A 22019-nucleotide genomic window follows, 5' to 3' on the forward strand; every position below is an offset into this window, starting at 1 on the left:
CGGCTGCGCCTTCGAGACCTGCATGAGGATTGCTCTATGAAACCCACCCGTATCCTTGGCCTCGCACTCGGCGCGTCGATTGCCATGTCGACTGCTGCGTTTGCGCAAGACATTTCCGTCGCGGTCGCCGGTCCGATGACGGGCAGCGAATCCGCGTTCGGCCGCCAGATGAAGAACGGCGCCGACCTCGCCGTGGCCGACATCAACGCCGCCGGCGGCGTCAACGGCAAAAAGCTGGCGCTGCAGATCGGCGACGATGCCTGCGATCCAAAGCAGGCCCGCTCGGTCGCCGAAAAGCTCGCAAGCTCCAAGGTCCAGTTCGTCGCCGGCCACTTCTGCTCGTCGTCGTCGATCCCGGCGTCGGAAGCTTATGCCGAAGGCAATGTGCTGCAGATCACTCCGGCCTCGACCAATCCGGTCTTCACCGAGCGCAAGCTGTGGAACGTGCTGCGCGTCTGCGGACGCGACGACCAGCAGGGCACCGTCGCCGCGCAGTACATCCTCAAGGCGTTCGCGGGCAAGAATGTCGCGATCCTCAACGACAAGACGACCTATGGCAAAGGCCTCGCCGACGAGACCAAGAAGGCGCTCAACGCCGGCGGCATGAAGGAAAAGCTGTTCGAGTCCTACAACAAGGGCGACAAGGACTTTAACTCCATCGTCTCGCGCCTGAAGCGCGACAACATCGACCTCGTCTATGTCGGTGGCTATCACCAGGAAGCCGGCCTTATCCTGCGCCAGATGCGCGATCAGGGCATGAAGACGCTGTTGATGGCGGGCGACGCCATGAACGACAAGGAATTCGCCTCGATCACCGGCGCGCTCGCGGAAGGCACCCTGTTCACCTTCGGCCCTGATCCGCGCAACAAGCCGACCGCGAAATCCATTGTCGAGAAGTTCAAGGCCAAGGGCATCGACCCGGAAGGCTACACGCTCTACACCTACGCCGCGTTTCAGATCTGGTCGCAGGCGGTCGCGAAGGCCAAGACCACCGATCCGAAGAAGGTGATGGAAACCATCAAGGGCGGTGAATGGGATACCGTTCTCGGCAAGCTGGCATTCGACGCCAAGGGCGACATCAAGGCGATCGACTATGTCGTCTACCGGTGGGACGCCAAGGGCAACTACGCCGAGATCAACAAGGGATCGTGATCCACCCTCATCCTGAGGAGCCGCGCAGCGGCGTCTCGAAGGATGATGTAGCGAAGCAGCCTCATGGTCCGGGACGCGCAACATGCGCTCCTCACCATGAGGTTTCTTTTTGACTACCCAAAATTCTGCAGCGCCGGGAACGTCTCCAGCAGCCAGATGCTGACATCCGAAATCGCGCCGGTCAGAAACCCGATCCCGACCAGAACCATCAGCACACCCATCACCCGCTCCACGGTGGCGAGATGCTTTTTCATGCGCGCCAGCACCGCCGAAAACCGTTCGACCATGAAGGCTGCGATCAGGAACGGAATGCCGAGTCCGGCAGAATAGACGGCGAGCAGGCCCGCGCCTTTTGCCACCGTCGTTTCCGATGCCGCGACCGAAAGAATGGCCGCTAGGATCGGCCCGATGCATGGCGTCCACCCAAACGCGAACGCCAGACCCATCACATAAGCGCCCCACAGCCCGACGGGCTTGGGGATCGGCAGCCGCCCTTCCCGCATCAGGAAGCCGATGCGCGTGAGGCCGAGGAAATGCAGGCCCATCAGAATGATCGCGATGCCCGCGATAATCGAGAGCTGCGCGGACCACGCGCGAATGAAACCGCCGATCAGGCTGGCGCTGGCGCCGAGCGCCACGAACACCGTTGAAAATCCGAGCACGAACACCAGTGCCGACAGCATCACCGCGCGCTTGGACGCCCGCGGCTCCTCGTCATTGGCGACATGCTCGATGGTCGCCCCGGTCAGATAGATCAGATACGGCGGCACCAGCGGCAACACGCATGGCGACAGAAAGCTGATGATACCAGCGGCGAGCGCAGCGGGGATGGAGACGTCCTGAATCATGCCGCTTATTGCCCTGTTGCCCATATGCTATGCAAGCGCCAGCATGATGGTTCCGCGTGTTGTGATCGGGATGTGACCGGAAAGAAAAGAGACATGAAGAACCTTTTGACCGACATTCCCGGCGTCCGCGTCGGCCATGCCCACGACGCGGCGGTCGCCTCCGGTGTCACCGCCGTGATCTTCGACAAGGCGGCGATCGCCTCTGCCGACGTTCGCGGCGGCGGTCCGGGCATCCGCGATGGCGCGTTGCTCGAACCCGTCAATACGGTCGAGCGCGTCGATGCGATCACGTTGTCGGGCGGTTCCGCTTTCGGCCTGGAAGCCGGCGGCGGCGTGCAGGCGTGGCTGACCGAACAGGGGCGCGGCTTCGCGGTCGGCGGCGCGCTGATTCCGATTGTGCCGGGCGCGGTGCAGTTCGACATGCTGAATGGCGGCAACAAAAAGTGGGATCGGTTTCCGCCCTATCGCGACCTCGGTTACGCGGCGGCTGCCGCAGCCACCAGCGGAACATTCGCGCTTGGCACCGTCGGCGCGGGCTTCGGTGCGACGACTGCCAATTTCAAGGGCGGACTTGGTTCGGCATCCGCCGTCACATCGAGCGGCGTGCGTGTCGCTGCCATCGCGTCGGTCAACGCCGTCGGCAGCGTAACCGTCGGCGATGGTCCATGGTTCTGGGCTGCACCTTTCGAGCAGAACAACGAATTTGGCGGGCGTGGACTGCCGCCCTCCTTCACACCCGACATGCTCGCGATGCGGTTGAAGGGCGGTCCCGCCGCCTCGCCAATCGAGAACACGACGCTCGCCATCGTCGTCACCGATGCGATCCTCACCAAGCCGCAGGTCAAGCGCCTCGCGGTGATCGCGCAGACCGGATTCGCACGCGCGATCTATCCGGTGCATGCGCCGCTCGATGGCGACATCGTGTTCGCCGCAGCAACCTGCGAAAAGCAGATTGATCCGTTGTACGGGCTGACCGAGCTTGGCGCCATCGCGGCCAACGTCACCGCGCGCGCGATTGCGCGCGGCGTCCATGAAGCTGCCGCGTTGCCGTTCGCGGGCGCGTTGCCATCGTGGAAAAAGCGCTTCGGCGGCGAGTGAGAAAAATCGCGCCGACGCGGCTTACGTATTTCCTCGTAAGTAGCCACGCATCATGCTGGCGCAAAATGCAGAAAACCCCTGCCGTTTAAGGTTATCTTTGCGTTTCGATTGCCGGTTCGATTTTCGACAATACGGTCCGCTGCGTGCACATTGTCGTGCATGTAACAGTGGAGAAAACGTCATGAAGAAGATGCTGTGTCTGGCAGTTGTTGCAACCGCCTTCATCAGCGCACCGGCCCTTGCAGGCGGCGGCAAGGGTGTGGGTGTCGGAGCGAACGTGCTCACCGGAAAGGGCGGCGTTATCGGCCTGCTCGATGGGCGCGGCGCTCTGGTCGTGAATGCCGCAGTCACCACCGGCAAAGGTGGCGTTCTCGGAGCCGTTCTCGGCAAGGGCGGAGCGCTCGGCGGTCTGCTCGGAGGCGGCTGCGGCTGCGGGCACTGACGTCTAACTCGCTGTGCGATCGCGGATGAGACCCCCAACCTCCCAAGCCTCATTCGCGCGGCAGCCTGGTCCAGCATCTCCCCCCTGCAAGACCAGGCTGCCACCCCTACCCCTTGGTCACGGCTGACTTGTCTTTCGATGCTTCCTTTGCCTTGTCCGGGGCAAACGGCGAAAACTTCTTGGTGAGAGACGTCGATACGATGACCGCGCTGGCCTTCTCGCCCGAGATAAGCGTGCCCTGTGCGCGCGAGAGATCGAGGCCTAAGGCATAGCCATTGCCGAGATCGTGCGATGCGCCGATGCCGTAGGTCCATGTCTGGGCGCTGAATGGCGAATCCAGATAGTCTGTCGTCGCATATCCCACCCCCGCCGTCAGCGTCAGTTTCGGCTCGACTTGCCAGCGCGCCTTCGCAGTATAGGCCGTGTCGATCGTGATCGGCGAAATCGGAAAAGTGGTTTCACTGGCCCGGCGATAAGCCGCAAGGTCCAGTGTGAACGGCGCAACATGCCAGCTCAGACTGGTATCGAACAGGATAGTGTCGACATTGGTGAAATCGACATCGTGAAACGTGGCACGTAAATTCGAGACCGAGCCGAAGAACGTGATGTCCTTGTCCTGATACTTGGCGAACAAGAACGGCTGCACACGTTCGTTGTCGCGCCGATAGCCGAAGTCATCCAGTTCCTTCTCATACCGCCGGACCGAAAGATTGACTGACGCGCCGATCTCGAACTTGTCACGAACGTAGGCAATGCCGGGAATCAGGGTCCCGCGCAGATAGACCTGCGGCGACGGCAGAAAATCCTGGAAAATCGCATTGGTCTGGTTCAGCGATGAACGCGCGCCTTCGACGGTGGTGAACAGCTTGACCGCGCCGAACTTCACCTCGCCCTTGAGCGACTGGATGAGATCGGATGAGCGGAGATTGTAGGTGTTGGTATCGGCGATGGTTGTGGTCGATGCGATGTTGGCCGCCTCACCGCCATAGGTGCCGCGCAGGATCACCTTCCCCGACAATGAAGGAACGGCGAGCGGGTTGCCGTATTGCGTTGTACTCGCTTCGGCGGCGACGCCATAACTGTAATCCTTCTCCTTGGTGCCCGCCGCGAGCGCCATATCGGTGCCGATGAAGGCGCTGCCGCCGATTCCGGCGCCGGTCGAGAATTGCGGGTTGGTGTCGTATCCGCCGCGCAGCCGCAGCGAGGCGATGAAATCGTCATCCGCGCGGACGCCGCTTGCGCTCAATGCAATCACGCCGGCGCAGACCCCTGACAAAATTCGCACTTCGCACCTCGCACAAACTGACTGTGCGATTAGCGATCCGGCATGGTTAGCGACTGATGAAAATCAGGGATTTCTGCGTAGTGCTACCGATACAGGCGGTATCGGTAGTGAAAGCCTACACCTTCACCGAGACCGACTGTTTGGCGGATGCCGCGAGCGCATCGGCCTGCCGCTGCACCAGCCGCTCAACGAGGTTGTACTGCGTTGACGCGCTTGTCGATGTGCTCGACGAGGCCGGCTGGCTGATGGTGACCTTGGAGCCATCGGCATAGGTCAGTGTGGTGGTGATCGAACCGTCGCTGTTGGTGGTCGAGGTGCTTGAAGCGCCCTGCAGGGCTTCCATCAAGGCATCCGCGCCGCCGCCTGCCCGATGCGCATGGTGATGACCGGCGTCCTTCGGCTTCAGCGCGGTCGCCATTTCGTCGAGATTGACGGAGCCATCGCTGTCGGCGTCCATCTTGTCGAAGACATTGTCGGCGGCGGCGATGTTGGTGCCGCCCGCGCCGAGCTTGTCCTCAAACTCGGCCTTGGTGATCTTGCCGTCGCCGTTGGTGTCGATCTGCGCGAACAGATCCTTGAGCGCGTCCGACGGACTCGCCTTTCCATTCGCATCCTGCGCCGAGAGCAGCGCATTGAATGTCGAGGGCGACAGCGTTCCGGCCTGCGCCGAGCCGGTTGACGTGACGGTCGCCGTGCTGCTGGCGCTGGTGGTCGTGCCCAGATCGAACAGCGAATTCGTTTGTTTGACGCCAGTCTTGGCCGCGCCAGACTTGTCCGGCGTCAGCGACGACAGAATATCCAGCGCGCCGACGGCTGCGGCGCCTATGGCCCCTGCGGCAAAGAACATCACGATACTCCCCAAGGCCGGTGGCACGCGGCCGAGATGATCCCGTCAGATATCCAGCAATTGCCGTGCCGTCTCAAAAACCCAGCAAATACGCGGGTTTCCTCGTCCAAAAGAGAGCGTCCGGCAGGGTAATTTCTGCCTCAACGGCAGGATTTGCCGGGTGGTTGGCATGGTTCCTGTGTACGTCCAGCGCCTCGCGTTGCCCGCGCAGGGACGGCATGTTAGGCGAAGCCAGCGCCCCTCAAACGGTTAGGGCAACACCGGAAGCCGCCATGTCCCAACAGTTCGCATCCCGCCCGCTGGTCATCGCGCCGTCGATCCTGGCGTCAGACTTCGCAAAGCTCGGCGAGGAAGTCCGCTCGGTCGATCAGGCGGGCGCCGACTGGATTCATCTGGACGTGATGGACGGCCACTTCGTGCCGAACATTTCCTACGGTCCGGACGTGATCAAGGCGATGCGCCCCTATTCGAAGAAAATCTTCGACACCCATCTGATGATCGCGCCGTGCGATCCGTATCTCGAAGCCTTCGCCAAGGCCGGCTCGGATATCATCACCGTGCATGCCGAAGCCGGGCCGCATTTGCATCGCTCGCTGCAGGCGATCCGTGCGCTCGGCAAGAAGGCGGGCGTGTCACTCAATCCGGCAACGCCTGCGAGCGCCATCGAATACGTGATCGACATGATCGACCTCGTGCTGGTGATGTCGGTCAATCCGGGCTTCGGCGGGCAGTCGTTCATTCCGGCGGTGCTGGAAAAGATTTCGCAGGTCCGCGCGATGTGCGCCGGCCGCCCCATCGACATCGAAGTGGACGGCGGCGTGACGGCTGACAACGCGGCTAAGGTTGCCGCTGCGGGCGCGAACGCGCTGGTCGCGGGCTCCGCCGTGTTCAAGGGCGGTACGATGGACAGCTACAAGGCCAACATTTCAGCGATCCGCGGCGCGGCGGCGTCCGCGCGCGGCGAGGCGATCTAGCGCCAGAAGCCCTGATTTCTCGGGCAGAAGTGCGTTCCAAGGGTGGTTTCGCCAGTCGCGATCTGCTAAAGCGCGGCGTAATCCCCAACCCTATGAGTTCGCGATGATTCCCCGTTATTCCCGCCCCGAAATGGTTTCCATTTGGGAGCCGCAGACGCGCTTCAAGATCTGGTTTGAGATCGAGGCGCATGCCGCTGACGCGCTGGCCGAACTGGGCGTGATCCCGAAGGACGCGGCGAAAACCATCTGGGCCAAGGCCAAGGATGCGGTCTTCAATGTCGAGCGCATCGACGAGATCGAGCGCGAGACCAAGCACGACGTCATCGCGTTCCTGACCCACCTTGCCGAAATCGTCGGACCGGAAGCGCGCTTCGTCCACCAGGGCATGACCTCGTCGGACGTGCTCGACACCTGTCTCAATGTGCAACTCGCGCGTGCCGCCGACATCCTGATCGCGGACACCGACAAGGTGCTTGCGGCGCTGAAGACCCGCGCCTTCGAGCACAAGATGACGCCGACCATCGGCCGCTCGCACGGCATTCACGCCGAGCCGGTGACCTTCGGTCTCAAGCTGGCTTACGCCTATGCCGAATTCACTCGCGCGAAAGAGCGCCTCATCGCCGCGCGCAAGGAAATCGCAACCTGCGCCATCTCCGGCGCTGTCGGCACCTTCGCGCAGATCGACCCGCGGGTCGAAGCGCATGTGGCGAAGGCGATGGGTCTCACCGTCGAGCCGATCTCCACGCAGGTGATCCCGCGCGATCGCCACGCGATGTTCTTCGCAACGCTCGGCGTTGTCGCTTCCTCCGTGGAACGTCTCGCCACAGAGATCCGCCACATGCAACGAACCGAAGTGCTGGAAGCCGAGGAGTTCTTCTCCGAGGGCCAGAAGGGTTCGTCGGCGATGCCGCACAAGCGCAATCCGGTGCTGACGGAAAACCTCACCGGCCTCGCCCGCATCGTGCGTTCCGCCGTGACGCCCGCGCTGGAAAACGTCGTGCTCTGGCATGAGCGCGATATTTCGCACTCCTCGGTCGAGCGCATGATCGGTCCAGACGCCACGGTGACGCTGGATTTCGCGCTCAACCGCCTCGCAGGCGTGGTCGAAAAGCTGCTGGTCTATCCGGCGAACATGCAGAAGAACCTCGACCGCCTCGGCGGCCTCGTCCATTCGCAGCGTCTCCTGATCGCGCTGACCCAGAAAGGCGCATCGCGCGAGGACGCCTACAAGCTGGTCCAGCGCAACGCCATGCCGGTCTGGCGCGGCGAAGGCGACTTCCAGTCTTTGTTGAAGAAGGACGCCGACGTGAAGAAATATCTGTCTGACAAGGAGATCGAGGAGCAATTTGATCTCGCGTATCACTTCAAGCACGTCGACACGATCTTCAAGCGAGTCTTCGGGGCTTCATGAACTGATGCCTGTCGTCACCGCGGTCAGCCTTCGCAGGGGCCATCATTTCAGCAAGACGGCCTCCCTGAGCATTCGCTTGCTGAAGGGACTCGGCGTCGACGGTGACGCGCATATGGGCGAGACGGTGAAACACCGCTCGCGCGTGGCGAAAGACCCGAGCCTGCCGAACCTGCGTCAGGTCCACCTGATCCATGAAGAGTTGTTCGATGAACTCGCGCCGAAGAGCTTCATCGTCCGTCCGGGCGAGATGGGCGAGAACGTCACCACCCGCGGCATCGACCTGCTGGGCCTTCCCACCGGCGCCCGCCTGCATCTGGGCGACAGCGCCGTGGTCGAGGTCACGGGACTGCGCAATCCCTGCATCCAGATCGACCGCTTCCAGAAAGGCCTGATGGCGGCGACGCTGGACCGCGATGCGAACGGCAACCTGATCCGCAAGGCCGGGGTGATGAGCATCGTGCTGGCCGGCGGCGACGTCCGCCCTGGCGATCCGATCCGGGTGGAGTTGCCGGACGGGCCGCATCGCCCCCTGCTCCCTGTGTAATCGCCCTGATTAAAACAAAGTGGTAACCGCAGATCGGCTATCATGGCCCCCGTGTCCCACGCTCCCACGATCCTGGTTTTCGATTCCGGCCTCGGCGGATTGACCGTTTTCCGCGAGATCGTGAAGTTGCGGCCCGGCGCGCGCTACGCCTATGTCGCTGACGACGCCTATTTCCCCTACGGCCAGCACACCGAGGACGAGATTGTCGCCCGGGTGGTGCCGCTGATCGGCGACCTGATCGCCGAGCACAGGCCCGACCTTGTGGTCATCGCCTGCAACACCGCTTCAACGCTGGTCATGACGCATCTGCGCGAGGCCTACAGCGTGCCGTTCGTCGGCACCGTCCCGGCGATCAAGCCTGCCTGTGCCTCCTCGAAAACCAAGCGCGTCTCGGTGCTCGGCACACGCGGCACGGTGAAACGCGAATACACCAAGAAGCTGATCGCGGACTTTGCCCAAGGCTGCGACGTCACGCTGGTCGGCGCGGAAAACCTCGCCAGCCTCGCGGAAGCCGCCTTGCGCGGCGAGCCGGTGAGCGACGAAGCCATCGCCGCCGAAATCGCGCCCTGCTTCCTCAACGGTGATGCCCGGACGGACACGGTGGTCCTCGCCTGCACCCACTACCCCCTGCTGATCGGCCAGATGCTGACCCTGGCCCCTTGGCGCGTTGACTGGATCGACCCCGCCCCCGCCATCGCGCGGCGGGTAGCTGATCTCCTCGGCCCGGCAAGTGGCAATGGCGAAGGGCCGGAAGCCCGCTTCCTGTTCACATCGGGGCAGTCGCCATCGCCGATTCTCGCCAGAGCGCTGGAGCCGTTCATCCGCGCCAGCGTCGCCAGTTAAGAACGGCCTTCCGCAGATACCGTCCGGCTGTTAGCCTCCCACCCGGTCTGCTCCGGAGAGAGCAGCGAAAGGGAGATACACATGCTCAAGAAGATCATTCTCGGCCTGACCGTGGTGGCATTTGCCGGCATCGGCACAGCCGTGGCCCAGGCACCCGCTCCGGGCGGCATCAAGCGCACCCCGCTGCAGAAGGTCGAGTTCCCCAAGGGCTATAACATCGTCACCGTGATCGCCGAAATCCCGGCCAATACCCTCGCCGGCCGCCATACCCATCCGGGCGTGGATACCGGTTACGTGCTCGAAGGCGATGCCACCCTGATCGTCGAGGGCAAGCCGGATCAGGCGCTCAAGGCGGGCGATTCCTATGCGGTTCCAGCCGGCATCCCCCACGACGTCAAGACCGGGGCTAAGGGATTGAAAATCATGGCCGTTTACGTGGTTGAGGAAGGCAAGCCGGTGGCCACTCCGGCCCCCAAATAAGCGCCGTAATGGTTTGACTTGGCGGCCTTTTCTACCTATGAACACGTTGCTCGCGGGCCGGTTTCGGCCCGCGTTGCGTTTCGCGACCCGCGGTCCTCCCCATCATGCTTATGAGGCGGACCTGTCAGCACCGGGATCCTATCCCGCTGCACAGGAGGGCGCGTTTCCTCAAAACTCAAACTTACGAAAGAGGACGCGATGACTAAGCGTAGTGAGGCGAAGTATAAAATCGATCGCCGTATGGGCCAGAACATCTGGGGCCGCCCGAAGAGCCCCGTCAACAAGCGTGAATACGGCCCCGGCCAGCACGGCCAGCGCCGCAAGGGCAAGCTCTCCGACTTCGGCACGCAGCTCCGCGCCAAGCAGAAGCTGAAGGGCTATTACGCCAACATTTCCGAGCGCCAGTTCTATGCGGTGTACGTCGAGGCGACCCGCCTCAAGGGCGACTCCGGCGAGAACCTGATCGGCCTGCTCGAGCGCCGTCTCGACGCGGTCGTGTACCGCGCCAAGTTCGTCTCCACCATGTTCGCGGCCCGTCAGTTCATCAACCACGGCCACATCAAGGTGAACGGCAAGCGCGTCAACATCGCCAGCTACAAGGTGAAGGTCGGTGACGTCATCGAGGTGAAGGAAGCCTCGAAGCAGCTCGCAATCGTCCTCGAAGCCAACCAGCTCGCCGAGCGCGATACGCCTGACTATCTCGAAGTCGATCATAACAAGCAGATCGCCAAGGTCACGCGCATTCCGGGCCTGTCCGAAGTGCCGTTCCCGGTTCAGATGGAACCGCACCTGATCATCGAATTCTATTCGCGCTGATATCTTCGTCAGCCCGACTACAGAACGGAAAGGCCGCCTGATCGGGCGGCCTTTTTCTTTGCGATGTCCATTATGGCATCGGTTGCACTGGATGCGGATCGGCCAATGCGAAATCCCGCAGCAGGCGAACGGCGATCCGCACCACCTCCGCCTGGGTCTTGGCGCCTGTCCGCGACAGCGCGCTGCGCAGATGGAATCGCGCCGTGTGAATGGTGACGCCTTCGCTCTCTGCAAATGTCTTGAGATCGTGATCGGCCGCCAGCGCTGCGACCAGCCGCGCGGCGCCTTTCGACAACCCAAGTCCCTGCTCCAAAATTTCGGAGGTGTTCGCAGATCCAGAGTCCGGATCATGCACCACCACGATGGCACCGCGGGGCCCGCCGCGCTCCCAGTCGGACTGCACCGCAGACGCCGGAGACGGCGCAACCAGCACAGCATAGTCCCGTCCCTTGGTGCGCGGCACGGACACCACCCCGCCCGAGCCTCCGGCGCCGACGCTGATCAAGAGTGCGTCGAACCGGCGTCGCGCCTCCGTATTGGTAACGAGGGGCTTGCCCATCCGGCCGAGCACGAAGCCGTCGCTCTGCCGTGTGAGAGCATGCATCGCCGCGTTGACGAAGAGCACCTCCCCGTCAGCCGCGAGCAACATCAGACCGGCCTGCAGCCGGTCGAGTGTTGCCTGCAGACCGACATTTCTTGAATCCATCCGAAAGAATGTGCGGCGCAGTTGCAGCGCGCGTGCGATGTGCGGCATGAGCCGCTCGAGATACGCAGCCTCCTCATCGTCGAACGGAGGACGATCGTCCCCGCGCATCAGCGCGATCATCGCGAAATTCCCGTCGTCGGAATAGAGCGGCCCGCCGAGAGTTTCGATCAACCCGATCGGCTTGAAGAACTCAATGTAAAATGGATCGACGGCGCGCTCTTCCGGCGTGAACATTTCGTTCGTGGTCATCGCGCGTCCGGCAGGCAGAGCGAGAAAGCGAGCCGGCGCGGGATCGATCTGGGCATACTTCTCGACATAAAGCTGCAGGCTCTGCTGCAGCGTGCCTGATGTCTCGACAAAACTCGCCGTCGGATCGCGTGCATCAACCATCACCAGCACGGCGCTGCGGCAGCCGAACATGCTCTGGATCAGTCCCAGCGCGAGCGTAAGTTGGCCGCTGTCGGAAACCCCCTGATAAAGGGCATCCAGAAACTTGCCTTCGGCCTCGCTCACGACTCCCCCGTCGCACCGCTGTGGAAAGCTAAAATGGCATACCAATCTAGAGCCAACCCTATTCATTTGAATAGTGCATGACATATCGGATTTTGGCACGGTCCGGCTGTTGTTCTGGGGAAGCGGGGCGGCGGTGGCAAAGTCAGTTGGTGGCGTGCATGGCGCTGGGAAACCCGCGCCGGCGAGACGGTTTCGTTGTGTTCTTCTGGCCTCGACGGCCATGTTCAGCATCACCCCGGCCGAAGCCGCGGACTGGCTTGGCACGGTTTCGGCGGACTGGTTCACGACCGGCAACTGGAATCCGGCGGCTATTCCCGGTTCAGGCACGGCGGTCAACATCAACAATGCCGCCACGCCAAATCCCGCAACGATCAATGCGCCGGGGGCTGTCTCCGGCACGGTGACCCTGGGCAGCACCGCGGGACAGAGCGGGACGCTCAATGTCACCAGCGGCGGCCTCGCCACCACCGGCACCATCTATGTCGGCCTGCTGGGCTCGGGCACGCTCAACATTTCCGGCGGCAGCATCGTTTCGGCGACTGGCCTCGGATCGGTGGCCGACAGCGCGAACTCGTCCGGCACGATCACCGTTTCCGGCGCCGGCACCCAGTTCAATCCGGGACAGCTCTATGTCGCCGCCGATGTGAACACCCTCGGTCAGGTCACGATCCAGAACGGGGCTTCGATCACAACCGGCCAAACGGTCCTCGGCTACTTCTCCTCCACCGCCAACGGCACCCTTACCGTCACCAACGCCACAGCAAGCCTGGGGTCGATGACAATCGGTGAGCGAGGCACCGGTACATTCAATCTGAATGGCGGATCGACCGGTACAAGCGGATCCGTCTCCATTGGAACCAACGCAAGCGGTAACGGCACCGCGAACATCGCCGGAGCCGGAACGACCTGGAGCACCGGCACCACGAACATCGGCACCAGCGGCGCAGGCGCTTTGAACATCTCCAGCGGCGCGAAAGTCACAACGACCAGCTCCTTCACCATCGTTCCCACCGTATCTCTCGGCGGCAGCGCCACCGTGACCGGCGCGGGCTCTCAGTGGGATATTGTGGGCAATTCCGCTGGCTCGTCGCAGGGCGTGGTCGGCCTCGGCAGCAAGGCCAACAGCACAAGTACGCTCACCGTATCGGACGGCGGCAAGGTCACGATCAAGGACGGTGCGACCACGACCAACGGTCAATTCATGCAGCTTCGCATGGGCATCTCGGCCAACTCGACCGGCTCGCTGACTGTCACCGGCACGAATTCATCGTTCACCACGCCTTATGATGTCTATGTCGCCTACAATTCAGGCACGACGGGCAACATCACTGTCAGCAGCGGCGGCGCGCTGAATACCGGCTACACCGTTCTGGGCGCCAGCGGCACCGGCAACGCACTTGTCACGGGCGCCGGATCGGTCTGGACGATTACGGATATGCCGAATGTCCCCGGCTCCCAGCCGCAGGGCCTCGCGATCGGCAGCGCGTCCACCAGCAACGGAACGTTGACCATCGCCGACGGCGGCTCGGTCAACGTCAACTCAACCGGCGGCTCGGTCGTCCTCGGCGGCGCCGCGGGCAGTCAGGGGACGCTGAACATCGGCGCGGCCGCAGCCAGCCCCGCAGCCGCCGCGGGCACGCTCAATGCGACAAGCGTTGTCTTTGCCACCGGCGCAACCGGCACAATCAATTTCAATCACACATCGAACAACTACGTCTTCGCGCCAGGCATTCAAGGCACCGGCCCCGGCACCGTCAACTTTGTTGCCGGCAAGACAATCCTCAGCGGCAATAACACCTACACCGGCACGACCAACATCTCGGCCGGCGCAACAGCGCAGTTCGGCAATGGCGGCACGACCGGCCTCATCTCCGGCAACGTGACAAACAACGGCGCGATGATCGTCAATCTCTCGTCGTCCGCGACCTATGCCGGCGTGATATCCGGCAGCGGCACGTTTGAAAAGGCGGGCAGCAATACACTGAGCCTGACAGGTGCGAATACATTCACCGGAGGCACCACGATCTCGTCCGGCACGCTGAATATCGGCGCAGGCGGCACCACGGGGTCGACTACCGGCAACATCGTCAACAACTCGATCCTTGCCTTCAACCGTTCCAACTCCTTCACCTTCAGCAACCTGATTTCGGGCACCGGCAGCGTCGACAAGATGGGCGCGGGAACGGTCACGCTGGCGGCTGCGAACACCTACACCGGCGGCACCTCCGTCTCGCAGGGCACGTTGCGCCTCGGCGCCAGCAACCGCCTCGCCTCGACCGGCAGCCTCTTTATCTTTGGTGGCGCGACATTCGACCTTGGCGGCTTCAGCCAAACTGTCGGCGCATTCAGCGGCCCCGGCACGGCGGCCATCGGCACCGGCTCGCTGACCTTCGGCAACAATCTCGACCGCACCTTCCAGGGCTTCATCACGGGCAGCGGCAGCTTCATCAAGCAGGGCACCGGCTCGTTCACGATGACCGCCAATAACGCTGCCTATACCGGCACGACCACGGTCAATGACGGCCTTCTCGCGGTCAACGGCAACCTGTCGAACAGCGCCACGATTGTAAACGCTAACGGCACGCTTGGCGGAACGGGCACGGTCGGGCAGACCACCGTGAACGGCACCATCGCTCCCGGCAATTCCATCGGCACGCTGAACGTCAACGGACCCTACGTGCAGAATGCGGGGTCATTCTATAACGTCGAAGTCAACGCCGCAGGCCAGTCGGACCTGATCAATGTCACGGGCACGGCGACCATCAACGGCGGCACGGTTCGTGTCGTCGCGGGAATGGGCGCCTACGATCCCACCACGATCTATACGATCCTGACCTCCTCGGGCGCGCGCACCGGCACCTTTACCGGCGTCACCTCGAACTTCGCATTCCTCGATCCGACGCTGACCTACGATCCCAACAACGTCTACCTGACGCTGGTGCGCAACAGCATCGACTTCGCCAGTGTCGGCATCACGCCGAACCAGATCTCGGCGGGCGGCGGCCTCGCCGCGCTCGGCATGGCCAACCCGATCGTCGCGGCCGCGCTGATGCTGACGCCCGATCAGGCCCGCGCCGCGTTCGACAGCCTGTCGGGCGAAATTCATCCCAGCCTGCATTCGCTGATGCTGGATGAAAGCGCGCTGGTCCGCGACGCGATCCTCGGGCGGCAGCGGCTGGACAGCGCGCAGGGCTGGACCGGCACCTTCGCCACCGGCTTTGCGGACGAAGATGAAGCCGCGCTCGCCTACGCGAAGAAGACGCGCAGGATGAAGGGCGGGCCGAAGTGGCCGGTCAAGGCCCCACCTCCCGTTATCGCGCCGATCTATGGCGCATGGGTGCAGGGCTATGGCAACTGGACCCACCTCAACAGCGACGGGAACGCCGCCACCCTGCGCGCAACCACTGGCGGCGCGATCGGCGGCGTCGACGTCACTCTCAATCACAACTGGCGCTTCGGTGTCGCCGCCGGCGGCGGGCGCAGCGATGCCCGGGTCGATGCACGGGCCTCATCAGGCACCATCGACACCTTTCATATCGCGGCCTATGGCGGCGGGCGCATCAGCGACATCGCCTTCCGCACCGGCGCGTCCTATTCGCACCATGACATCTCGACCACGCGCACCATCGCCTTCCCCGGCTTCGCCGACACCGCCACCGCAAGCTATGGCGCGAGCACGTCGCAGGTCTTCGGTGAAGCCGCTTACAACGTCGTAAAGAGCTGGGTGAATGCCGAAGCGTTCGCGAACCTGGCCTACGTGTCGGTGCGGAGCGACCGCTTCACCGAAACCGGCGGCCCTGCCGCCCTCACTGTGGCGCAGACGACGACGTCTGCGACTTATTCGACCCTCGGCGTTCGCGCGCAGGCGCCGATCCCCGCCATCGGCCCATGGGCCATGACGGCGCGCGGCTCGCTCGGCTGGCAGCATGCCTATGACGGCGCGACCCCCGTCTCGCTGATGGCGTTCGCCACCAGCCCCACGCCGTTCGCGATTGCCGGCGTTCCGATTGCAAGGGATGCGCTTCTGGTCGAGGCAGGACTGGATGCGATGGTCTATCGCAACACCCTGCTCGCACTGCTCTACACCGGACGTATCGCATCCGGCGCCAACGCCCACGCGCTCAAGGCGAACCTCGCCGTCAGGTTCTAGCTTACTTGAGCGCGCCGTAGATCATGCTTTTGAGCGCGGACTGAATTCGTCCGCGCTGCGACGGCGACTGGATCATCAGGATCGCGAACATCTCTTCCTTCGGATCGACAAGGAAGTACGTTCCGCTGCCGCCGCTCCACTCATACTCGCCGACCGTTCCGGCCCAGTGGCTAATGCCGGCATCGGTCCGCACCGCGACGCCGAGACCGAAACCATACCCTGCCCCGGGGAAGTAATACGCCCACGGTTTGATCCCCGCCGCCTCGCCAATGTGATTTGCGGTCATGAAGTCCACGGTCTTGCGCGAAAGGATGCGCTTGCCGTTCAGTTCACCGTGGTTGAGCAGCATCTGGACGAAGCGCGCATAGTCAGCCATCGACGAGACCATGCCGCCACCGCCGGATTCCCATTTGGTGACGACGCGCGGATCGCGGTCGAGCTTGTCCCATTTGGTCTGGAACGGTTCGGCGAACAGTGCCTTGCGCTCCGGTTCGGTGATGAAGAACGTGGTGTTTGTCATGCCCAGCGGATCGAGCAGGTTTTCCTTCTCGAACTGATAGAGCGATTTGCCCGATACCACCTCGATCACCCGCCCGAGCACATCGGTCGCGTGGCCGTAGGTCCAGTATTCGCCGGGCTGGCTGATGAGCGGCAGCTCGGCGATCTTGTCGGCGACCTCAGCATTGGTGAATTTCCCCGACATCAGGTCGGCCTCTTCGTAAGGCTTTTTGACCACGCCGTAGGACAGCGAAGCGTAAGGAATGCCCGCCGACTGCCGCAGCAGATCGTGAATCAGGATCGGCCGCTTCGGCTCGACCAGATTCAGTTCCGGCTTCCCGTCAGGACCGGGCTTCTCCTCGCCCACCTTGATCTTGTAGAAGCCCTTGACGTACTGCCCCACCTCATCGTCGAGCGAGAGCTTGCCCTGCTCCACAAGCATCAGCGCAGCCACCGAGGTGATCGGCTTGGTCATCGAGAACAGCGTGAAGATGGTGTCCGGCGTCATCGGTGCCTTGGTCGCGACATTGCGCACGCCGAAAGATTCGTAATAGGCGGGGCGCCCCTTGCGCTGGATCAGCACAAGGGCGCCGGGGATTTTCTTGGTCGCAACCTCGTTGTTGAAGTATTCGGTGATGCGGGCGAGCCGCTCGCGCGAGAAACCCGCGGCCTCCGGCGCCGTCTTTCCGATGGTACCTGCCGATGCCTGCATGGCGAGACAGCCCGCCAAGGCCACTTGAAACATGGAGATCGCAAGAAAACGAAAGGTCCCGCGCGCAAGACAAGAAAAATGCAAAGCCAGCCTCATACGAAAATCGGATATCGGGCTGCGAGCCTAACGGCTGGCGTCCTCAATGCAATCATCCTTACGGACAGGCCGGTTGAATTCGTGACTTCCATTAGACCGCCGATCCATTTTTGAATAAACCGTGACACGGCGCAAACATGATGCCGCAGGATTTTTCCATGAGAATGACTCCGCCCCCACCCGATCCGAAGCTCCCGCCGGTGCGCATCAACCTGATGTCGGACACCCAGACGCGGCCGACACAGGGCATGCGCGAGGCCATGGCGCGCGCGGACGTCGGCGACGAGCAGATCGGCGATGACCCCACGACCCTCGCACTGTGCGCGCGCGTCGCGGACCTGCTCGGCAAGGACGCCGCGGTATTCCTGCCCTCCGGCACCATGTGCAATTTGGCCGCGACGCTGGTCCATTGCCGTCCGGGCGATGAAATCCTTGCGCATCCCTCTGCCCATGTGCTGACCCGCGAAGGCGGCGCGCATGCCGCGCTCGGCGGATTTCAGATCACGCCGCTTCCCGGCGAGAATGGAATCTTCTCGCCGGAAACATTCCGCGCGGCGATCCAGCCCGCCTCGCGTTATTCGGCGCCGCAGCGCGTCGTCACCGTGGAGCAGACGGCGAATATCGGCGGCGGCACCATCTGGAAGAAGCCGAACCTTGACGCCATCACAGCAATTGCGCGCACGCAAGGCCTCATCACGCATATGGACGGAGCACGGCTGATGAATGCCTGCGTCGCCACCGGCATTTCGGCGCGGGATATGGCTGAGGGCTGGGACTCGGTCTGGATCGACTTCAGCAAGGGGCTCGGCGCGCCGATCGGCGCGGTCATCGCGGGCACGGACGATTTCATCGACGAAGTCTGGCGCTGGAAACAACGGCTCGGCGGCGCGATGCGCCAGAGCGGCATTTGCGCGGCAGCATGTCTCTATGCGCTCGATCATCATGTTGAGCGGCTCGCGGACGACCACGCCAATGCCCGCGCACTCGCACGCGGGCTCGCGCAAATTCCCGGCATCGCCGTCAACCAGCCCGAAACCAACCTGATCTTCTTCGATCCGTCAGGCACCGGCGTCACCACGAACCGCATGATCGGCGAACTGCGCGCACGCGGCATCCTGACCGGGGCGCTGGACCATCGCATCCGTGCCTGCACCCATCTCGATGTCACAGAGGCGATGATCGACGAGACGGTCTCGGCAATCCGGGAGATCGCAGCAAGGGCCTGATCTAGTCCGCTTCCAGCGCGTCGTACACCATCGCCTTCAGCGCGGGCTGGATACGGCCGCGCTCGGATGGCGACTGCATCATCAGGATGACATACATGTCCTGCGCACGATCCACCCAGAAATAGGTGCCGCCCGCGCCATCCCATTTGATTTCACCGAGCGAGCCCGGTGGTGGCGGCGTGGCATTCCCCGGCTCGGTGCGGACACCGAAACCCAGCCCGTACCCGAAGCCGTCGCCGGGGAAGTAGTAGGCGCCGCGCTTCACGCCCGTTGCCGGCGCGATATGATTGGCGGTCATGGTCGCAAATGTTTCCGGCTTGAGGTATCGCTTGCCATCAAGCTCGCCGCCATTGAGCAGCATCTGCGTCAGCCGGCTATAATCTCCGATGGTCGTGAGCAATCCGCTGGTCCCCGGCTCCCATTTATAGGATTTACGGGGATCGCGGGAATTCCCGGTCCTGAAATTGCTGTCGGCTGGCAGCGGCTCGGCGATGCGGCGATACTGCGAGGGGTCGGCAACGTAGTACGAGGTATCCTTCATGCCGAGCGGATCGAACAGCCGCTCCTTCTCGAAGGCATAGAGAGACTTTCCGGAAATCACTTCGATCACGCGGGCGAGCACATCCATCGAGTGGCCGTAGTCCCACAATGTGCCGGGCTGTTCGGCCAATGGCAGGCGCGCGATCTTCTCGGCCACCGCGGCGTTGTCGGTCCCCTCGGCATAGATATCGGCGTTCTTGTAGGCGGTGCGCACAAGGCTATTGCCATAGAAGCCATAGGGAATGCCGGCTGACTGCCGCATCAGATCCTCGATCGTAACCGGGCGCTCCAGCGGCACCAGCTTGAGCGTGGAATCGCCGTTCTCCGCCTTGATCTCCACGCCGACCTTGGAGTCGGCGAATGCCGGAATGTATTTGGACACCGGGTCGTCCAGCTTCAGCTTGCCATCGTCCACCAGCAGCATCGCCGCAACGCTCGTGACCGGCTTGGTCATCGAGAAAATCCGGAAGATCGCTGCCGGCGTCATCGGCTCGCCGGTGGTCACATCGGTCTTGCCGAAGGACTTGAAATAGGCCTGCTTGCCATGGCGGTGGATCAGAACGATCGCACCGGCGATCTTGCCGTTCGTGACCTCGGCGTTGAAAAAGTCGGTGATGCGCTCCAGCCGTTGCGGAGACAGAACGGCTTTCGGCGGATAGACCCGCATCGCGCCTTCAGCGCTTACCGCGCTTGCCATGGCCACGGCGATCAGCGCCGGAAGCAAAACCCGCATGCCCGACGATCTCATCATGTCGGCTCCTCCACTCGCCGCAAGATACAACAGACAAGCCCGTGGTTCAGCGCCATGAACATAAAAATTCCTCCCAGGTTCACTCCGGTGAAAATCCGGACCTGGGAGGAATCAATTCATTACGCAAGCCATCGGGCCACGCGGCCCGATGAGCCACAGCGAAATGCCTCAGCCCGCGGGCTGCTGAACGGCGACGCCCTTGTCGGCGAACAACTGCTGCAGTTCGCCGGCCTGGAACATCTCGCGGATAATGTCGCAGCCGCCGACGAACTCGCCCTTCACATAGAGCTGTGGAATGGTCGGCCAGTTTGAATAGATCTTGATGCCGTCGCGCAGCTCGCCCGACTCGAGGACGTTCAGGCCCTTGTAGGCGATGCCGACGTGATCGAGGATCTGGACCACCTGGCCCGAGAACCCGCACTGCGGAAACTGCGGCGTGCCCTTCATGAACAGCACGACGTCGTTGGACTTCACTTCATTGTCGATGAATTGTTCGATGCTCATGTCGCGTCCTTGGAAATCCTGGGCCTGCGGCGGGGCCGGGACTCTCCCAACTGCCTGCCGTTCTTGCCATATATGTAGCCCGGAACGGGTCCGCATCCCAATCAAATCGCGGAAAAGGTGCCATGCAACCCCCGAAACCGGCAAAACCGGACCTACCATCGCTGGTGACCGAAACAATCGCCCCCTCCGCAGCGTATGGATTTCATAGCCGGCGATGCCTTTTATCCTGCGCGCGCCGCCCTATTTAGAGCATCCGTACTGCGGAACCGATCCCGAGAAGCATCGTTCTCCCCTCAACCGGAGATTCTTGTGACGAAACCAGCCTCCCAGCCAGACGCCCGCGTCCCGAGTCCCTCCGCGTTCAATCCCGAATCCCGAGACCAGCAGGCCGCGAGGTTGCTGAAAGCCTTTCAAGCCGTCCGCGACGAGACCGAGCGGCGGGCCGCCCCGCTGTCCCCCGAGGACCAGTTGATCCAGTCCATGCCCGACGCCAGCCCCGCCAAGTGGCACCGGGCGCACGTCACCTGGTTCTGGGAGCAATTCCTGCTCGGCGAAAACGTCCCGGGCTACAAGCCTTACCATCCGGACTACGCCTACCTGTTCAACTCCTATTACGTCAGCGCCGGGCCGCGTCACGCCCGCGCCCAGCGAGGCCACCTCACCCGCCCCGGCGCGGATGAGGTGACGGCCTATCGCAAGCATGTCGATGCCGCAGTTGCGGCATTTTTCGCTTCGGCTGACGCCATGACTCTCGAGAAGGTCGAACCGCTGATCGAGGTCGGGCTGAACCATGAGCAGCAGCATCAGGAATTGATGCTGACCGACATCCTGCATGCCTTCGCCCAGAACCCGATCCCGCCAGCCTATCAGCCCGGCTGGCGGTTTCCCGCGTCGACCCGCACGGGCGACGCATGGGTGACACTGATGGAAGGCATCCACACCATCGGCCACACCGACAATTCATTCCACTTCGATAACGAGGAGCCGGCGCACCGCGCATTGGTCGGCCCGGTGAGACTGGCCCGCAATCTCGTTACCAACGCAGAATGGCTCGCCTTTATGCAGGACGGCGGCTACCGGAAAGCCACCCTCTGGCTGATGGACGGCTTCGCCAACGCCGAGCGCGAGGGCTGGGAGGCGCCCGGCCACTGGCGCAAGATCGACGATGAATGGCAAGTCATGACGCTGGGCGGCCTGCAGCCGATCGACCCGTCCGCGCCCGTCTCTCATGTCAGCTACTACGAGGCCGACGCCTTCGCGCGCTGGAGCGGCAAGCATTTGCCCACCGAGATGGAATGGGAGGTCGCCGCCCGCGCCGGCCATCTGAACGACGCTTTCGGCATCGTCTGGCAGTGGACCCGCAGTTCGTATTCACCCTACCCCGGCTATCGCGCCATTGAGGGCGCACTCGGCGAATACAACGGCAAGTTCATGGTCAATCAGCTTGTGCTGCGCGGCTCCTCGCTCGCGACACCGGACAATCACAGCCGCGTCACCTATCGCAACTTCTTCTATCCGCACCATCGCTGGCAGTTCACCGGGCTGCGGCTCGCCGACTACGCCGATTGAACCCTGAACCTAAG

Annotated in this window: 19 protein-coding genes; 12 read left to right on the forward strand and 7 right to left on the reverse strand. The window is 62.9% G+C overall.

Annotated features, from left to right (window positions below; translation table 11 throughout):
* Positions 1 to 36: 36 nt before the first annotated feature.
* Positions 37 to 1152, forward strand: a complete 1116-nt coding sequence (locus HMPREF9696_RS07900; RefSeq protein WP_002712449.1) for a branched-chain amino acid ABC transporter substrate-binding protein — start codon at positions 37 to 39, stop codon at positions 1150 to 1152.
* A 113-nt stretch (positions 1153 to 1265) separates the two neighbouring features.
* Here the strand turns inward: HMPREF9696_RS07900 and HMPREF9696_RS07905 are convergent, their stop codons facing one another.
* Positions 1266 to 2000 (reverse strand): cytochrome c biogenesis CcdA family protein, encoded by a 735-nt coding sequence (locus tag HMPREF9696_RS07905; protein WP_002712450.1) that lies wholly within the window; start codon positions 1998 to 2000, stop codon positions 1266 to 1268.
* A gap of 93 nt (positions 2001 to 2093) precedes the next feature.
* Between HMPREF9696_RS07905 and HMPREF9696_RS07910 the strand changes: the two genes are divergently transcribed.
* On the forward strand, positions 2094 to 3098 hold the full coding sequence (locus tag HMPREF9696_RS07910) for a P1 family peptidase (RefSeq protein ID WP_002712451.1): 1005 nt from the start codon (positions 2094 to 2096) through the stop codon (positions 3096 to 3098).
* A 181-nt stretch (positions 3099 to 3279) separates the two neighbouring features.
* The gene (locus HMPREF9696_RS07915) at positions 3280 to 3540 is read left to right on the forward strand and encodes a hypothetical protein (RefSeq protein WP_002712452.1); all 261 of its coding nucleotides are present in this window, start codon (positions 3280 to 3282) and stop codon (positions 3538 to 3540) included.
* Positions 3541 to 3646: 106 nt separating this feature from the next.
* Here HMPREF9696_RS07915 and HMPREF9696_RS07920 read toward each other — a convergent pair whose 3' ends face one another.
* Positions 3647 to 4825, reverse strand: coding sequence for an outer membrane beta-barrel protein (locus HMPREF9696_RS07920; RefSeq protein WP_002712453.1), 1179 nt, complete (start codon positions 4823 to 4825; stop codon positions 3647 to 3649).
* Between the two features lie 115 nt (positions 4826 to 4940).
* The gene (locus HMPREF9696_RS07925; protein WP_002712454.1) at positions 4941 to 5672 is read right to left on the reverse strand and encodes an EF-hand domain-containing protein; all 732 of its coding nucleotides are present in this window, start codon (positions 5670 to 5672) and stop codon (positions 4941 to 4943) included.
* 272 nt (positions 5673 to 5944) lie between these two features.
* On the opposite strand from HMPREF9696_RS07925, the gene rpe reads away from it, so the two are divergent.
* From rpe to rpsD, 6 genes are all read left to right on the forward strand, one after another.
* Positions 5945 to 6646 (forward strand): ribulose-phosphate 3-epimerase, encoded by a 702-nt coding sequence (gene rpe / locus HMPREF9696_RS07930; protein WP_002712455.1) that lies wholly within the window; start codon positions 5945 to 5947, stop codon positions 6644 to 6646.
* A 103-nt stretch (positions 6647 to 6749) separates the two neighbouring features.
* Complete coding sequence (gene purB / locus HMPREF9696_RS07935) at positions 6750 to 8057, forward strand: adenylosuccinate lyase (protein WP_002712456.1); 1308 nt, start codon at positions 6750 to 6752, stop codon at positions 8055 to 8057.
* Between the two features lie 4 nt (positions 8058 to 8061).
* Positions 8062 to 8601 carry an MOSC domain-containing protein gene (locus HMPREF9696_RS07940; protein WP_002712457.1) on the forward strand — a complete coding sequence of 180 codons (540 nt, stop codon included), beginning with the start codon at positions 8062 to 8064 and terminating at the stop codon, positions 8599 to 8601.
* A 51-nt stretch (positions 8602 to 8652) separates the two neighbouring features.
* Positions 8653 to 9444: a glutamate racemase gene (gene murI, locus HMPREF9696_RS07945; RefSeq protein WP_040301888.1), complete on the forward strand. Its 792-nt coding sequence runs from the start codon at positions 8653 to 8655 to the stop codon at positions 9442 to 9444.
* Positions 9445 to 9525: 81 nt separating this feature from the next.
* Complete coding sequence (locus HMPREF9696_RS07950) at positions 9526 to 9924, forward strand: cupin domain-containing protein (RefSeq protein ID WP_002712459.1); 399 nt, start codon at positions 9526 to 9528, stop codon at positions 9922 to 9924.
* Between the two features lie 198 nt (positions 9925 to 10122).
* Entirely contained in the window at positions 10123 to 10740 is a 618-nt protein-coding gene (gene rpsD, locus HMPREF9696_RS07955; RefSeq protein ID WP_002712460.1) for a 30S ribosomal protein S4, read from the forward strand.
* Between the two features lie 70 nt (positions 10741 to 10810).
* Here rpsD and HMPREF9696_RS07960 read toward each other — a convergent pair whose 3' ends face one another.
* Positions 10811 to 11959, reverse strand: coding sequence for a helix-turn-helix transcriptional regulator (locus tag HMPREF9696_RS07960; protein WP_002712461.1), 1149 nt, complete (start codon positions 11957 to 11959; stop codon positions 10811 to 10813).
* A gap of 220 nt (positions 11960 to 12179) precedes the next feature.
* On the opposite strand from HMPREF9696_RS07960, the gene HMPREF9696_RS07965 reads away from it, so the two are divergent.
* Positions 12180 to 16109 (forward strand): autotransporter outer membrane beta-barrel domain-containing protein, encoded by a 3930-nt coding sequence (locus tag HMPREF9696_RS07965; RefSeq protein ID WP_002712462.1) that lies wholly within the window; start codon positions 12180 to 12182, stop codon positions 16107 to 16109.
* 1 nt (position 16110) lies between these two features.
* On the opposite strand, the gene HMPREF9696_RS07970 is transcribed toward HMPREF9696_RS07965, so the two are convergent.
* Positions 16111 to 17352: a serine hydrolase domain-containing protein gene (locus HMPREF9696_RS07970; protein WP_002712463.1), complete on the reverse strand. Its 1242-nt coding sequence runs from the start codon at positions 17350 to 17352 to the stop codon at positions 16111 to 16113.
* A gap of 221 nt (positions 17353 to 17573) precedes the next feature.
* On the opposite strand from HMPREF9696_RS07970, the gene HMPREF9696_RS07975 reads away from it, so the two are divergent.
* Positions 17574 to 18641: a threonine aldolase family protein gene (locus tag HMPREF9696_RS07975; protein ID WP_002712464.1), complete on the forward strand. Its 1068-nt coding sequence runs from the start codon at positions 17574 to 17576 to the stop codon at positions 18639 to 18641.
* 1 nt (position 18642) lies between these two features.
* On the opposite strand, the gene HMPREF9696_RS07980 is transcribed toward HMPREF9696_RS07975, so the two are convergent.
* Positions 18643 to 19932 (reverse strand): serine hydrolase domain-containing protein, encoded by a 1290-nt coding sequence (locus tag HMPREF9696_RS07980; protein ID WP_002712465.1) that lies wholly within the window; start codon positions 19930 to 19932, stop codon positions 18643 to 18645.
* 168 nt (positions 19933 to 20100) lie between these two features.
* Positions 20101 to 20436 (reverse strand): Grx4 family monothiol glutaredoxin, encoded by a 336-nt coding sequence (gene grxD, locus HMPREF9696_RS07985; RefSeq protein ID WP_002712466.1) that lies wholly within the window; start codon positions 20434 to 20436, stop codon positions 20101 to 20103.
* 309 nt (positions 20437 to 20745) lie between these two features.
* Here grxD and egtB point away from each other — a divergent pair, with 309 nt between their 5' ends.
* Positions 20746 to 22005, forward strand: a complete 1260-nt coding sequence (gene egtB / locus HMPREF9696_RS07990) for an ergothioneine biosynthesis protein EgtB (protein ID WP_002712467.1) — start codon at positions 20746 to 20748, stop codon at positions 22003 to 22005.
* Positions 22006 to 22019 lie beyond the last annotated feature (14 nt).

The organism is Afipia clevelandensis ATCC 49720 (genome assembly GCF_000336555.1).
Lineage (GTDB): Bacteria > Pseudomonadota > Alphaproteobacteria > Rhizobiales > Xanthobacteraceae > Afipia > Afipia clevelandensis.